This is a genomic window from Actinotalea sp. (assembly GCF_035443605.1).
GTDB lineage: Bacteria > Actinomycetota > Actinomycetes > Actinomycetales > Cellulomonadaceae > Actinotalea.
On the sequence record NZ_DAORSQ010000184.1, the window covers coordinates 1 to 2913 of the forward strand.

Below are 2913 nucleotides of genomic sequence, written 5' to 3' on the forward strand. Positions count from 1 at the left end.
GAGGACTCCACGCCCCAGGGCAAGGAGCTGCGCCTGCAGCAGCAGTACTTCTTCGTCGCGTGCTCGCTGCGCAACTTCATCGACCAGGTGCTCCCCGAGCACTTCGACCTGCACAACCTGCCGGACCGGGTCATCTTCCAGCTCAACGACACGCACCCCGTCATCGCCGTGCCGGAGCTCATGCGGATCCTCGTGGACGAGAAGGGGTACGCGTGGGACGAGGCCTGGGCCATCACCCAGCAGTGCTTCGCCTACACGTGCCACACGCTGCTGCCCGAGGCCCTCGAGGTCTGGCCGGTCGAGCTGCTGGGCAGGCTGCTCCCGCGCCACCTGGAGATCATCTACAAGATCAACGACGCCTTCCTCGCCGAGGTGCGCGCGGCGTTCCCCGGTGACGAGCTCAAGGTGCGGCGCATGTCGATCGTCGCCGACCACCCCGAGCGCGGCGTCCGGATGGCGTACCTCGCCACCGTCGCCGGCGCCAAGGTCAACGGCGTCGCCGAGCTGCACTCCCAGCTGCTGCGCGACAAGCTGCTCGACGACTTCGCGAGCCTGTGGCCGGACAAGTTCACCAACGTCACCAACGGGGTCACCCCGCGGCGCTTCGTGCGGCTGTCGAACCCCGCGCTGTCCGGCCTCATCACCGAGGCGATCGGCGACGGCTGGGTGACCGACCTCGAGCGGCTGCGCGAGCTCGAGCCGCTCGCGGACGACGCGGAGTTCCTGCGCCGCTTCCGCGAGGTCAAGGTCGCCAACAAGGTGCGCCTCGCCGAGCTGCTCGAGCGCCGCGACGGGATCGACATCGACCCCGACGCGATGATCGACGTCATGGTCAAGCGCCTGCACGAGTACAAGCGCCAGATGCTCAAGGTGCTCCACGTCGTGACGCTGTACGACCGCATCCTGTCGGGCAAGCTGCCGATCGACCAGGTCATGCCGCGCACCTTCGTGTTCGGCGCCAAGGCCGCCCCGGGCTACCGGATGGCCAAGCAGATCATCGCGCTCATCAACGCGGTGGGCCGCACCATCAACGCCGACCCGGCGCTGCAGGGCAAGCTCCGCGTCGCGTTCCCGGCCAACTACAACGTCACGCTCGCCGAGACCCTGGTCCCGGCGGCCGACCTGTCCGAGCAGATCTCGCTCGCAGGCAAGGAGGCATCGGGCACCGGGAACATGAAGTTCGCCCTCAACGGCGCGCTGACGGTCGGCACGCTGGACGGCGCCAACGTCGAGATCCTCGACCTCGTGGGCGAGGACAACTTCTTCCTCTTCGGGCTCACCGAGCCGGAGGTCGAGGAGGTCGTGGCCCAGGGCTACCGCCCGTCGGCGTTCTACGAGTCCAACCTGCACCTGCGCCGCGCGCTGGACCTCATCGCGTCCGGGGTGTTCTCCGGCGGCGACCGGTCGACCTTCGAGCCGATCGTCTCCAACCTGCTCTACGACGACCGCTTCCTCGTGCTGGCCGACTACCAGGCCTACCTGGACGCCCAGGAGCGGGTCGAGAAGGCGTACGCCAAGCCCGACGCCTGGACCCGGTCCACGGTCCTCAACGTCGCCCGCAGCGGGTTCTTCTCCTCGGACCGCTCGATGCGGGACTACCTCGACCGGATCTGGCACGCCACGCCCGTGCGCTGAGCCGTCACCCGCGCCGCGCGCGGGCAGCAACGTGGAAGGTCCGGCACGGATACCGTGCCGGACCTTCCACGTTGACGAGGTGGGTGGGGCACGCTCAGCCGAGGAGCGTCGCCCGGACCGTGCCGTCGGGCTGGGTGCACAGGGCGAGCGCCCGGGCACCGTCCAGGGCCATGGCGCCGGATCCCGCCCCGGTGGAGCAGCGCAGCCATGCGGTGACGCGCCCGGAGTCGACGTCGAGCAGGGTGACCTGCCGGGGCGTCCGCAGGACGGAGAGCGGGTTGAGGCCCAGCGGCGCCGTGGTCACCACGAGGGTGCCGTCCGCTGTCGCCGGCCGGACCACGTCGATCGCGCGTGGCGGCGACGGGAACGTCCAGCGGGTCGCACCGTCCCCGAGCCCGGTGCTCACCACGCGCCCGGCACCGGCGGCCCCCGGGCCGAGGGCGATCGCCGAGTCCGGGGTGAGGCCCAGGACCCAGGCGTCGTCGAGGTCGACGGTCCGCCCGGAGGTGAGGTCGAGGCGCACCTGGCTCGCGGTGCCCGTCTGGCTCGCGGTCGCGGGCTCGACCACGTGGACGTAGACCACCTCGTGCTCGCCCCCCGTCCGGGAGACCTGCTCGACGCACGGGATCTCGGCGTGCCACAGCGCCCTCGCGCCCTGCGTCGCCGTGGCGGGGCAGCCGCCGGTCGCCGTCGGCCGGCCCTGCCACAGCACGACCCCGTCGAGCGTCGCCACCGGGTGAACGCCGGACACCTGGCTGACGGTCTCCCCGGTCGCCGCGTCCACCACGGCAGTACCCCCGTCCGCGGCGAGCAGCACCAGCGTGGGCAGGGCCACGCCCGCATCCATGACGCCGCCCGAGGGCACCGGGAGCGATGCGGGCGAGGTGACGTCGTCGCGGTGCCACGCCTCGGAGCCGTCCCGCCGGATCGCCACGGCGGTGGCGGGGCTGCGCTGCTGGGGCAGCGGACGCGTGACGAGCACGACGATCCCGTCGGTCGCGGCCGACGGGAACGGGCCGTCGAACGGGTGGACCGCCCGCCGCCAGAGCTCGGCGCCGTCACGGTCGAGCAGCACCACCGCGTCCCGGGCGGTGACGAGCAGGTCGTCGCCGACCGCGTGGAGCCCGCCGACGGGGGAACCCACGTCCGTGGACGCCACGGCCGCGGTCGCGAGGTCCAGCTGGGTGACGACGGTGCCGTCCCCGGCGAGGGCGACCCGCTCCCCGACCTGGGTGGTCCACAGGACGGGCGTCGGCAGCACCGCATCGAGCGGTCGCA

Annotated in this window: 2 protein-coding genes; one reads left to right on the forward strand and one right to left on the reverse strand. The window is 72.2% G+C overall.

The genetic code is table 11. From position 1 onward, the window contains the following. Positions 1-1635 (forward strand): glycogen/starch/alpha-glucan phosphorylase (locus PKY62_RS12920; RefSeq protein WP_324537600.1); only part of this gene is annotated, 1635 nt, incomplete at its 5' end. 94 nt (positions 1636-1729) lie between these two features. Here the strand turns inward: PKY62_RS12920 and PKY62_RS12925 are convergent. Beyond that, positions 1730-2913, reverse strand: a 1184-nt coding sequence (locus PKY62_RS12925; protein WP_324537602.1) for a hypothetical protein, incomplete at its 5' end; no start/stop codon positions are given.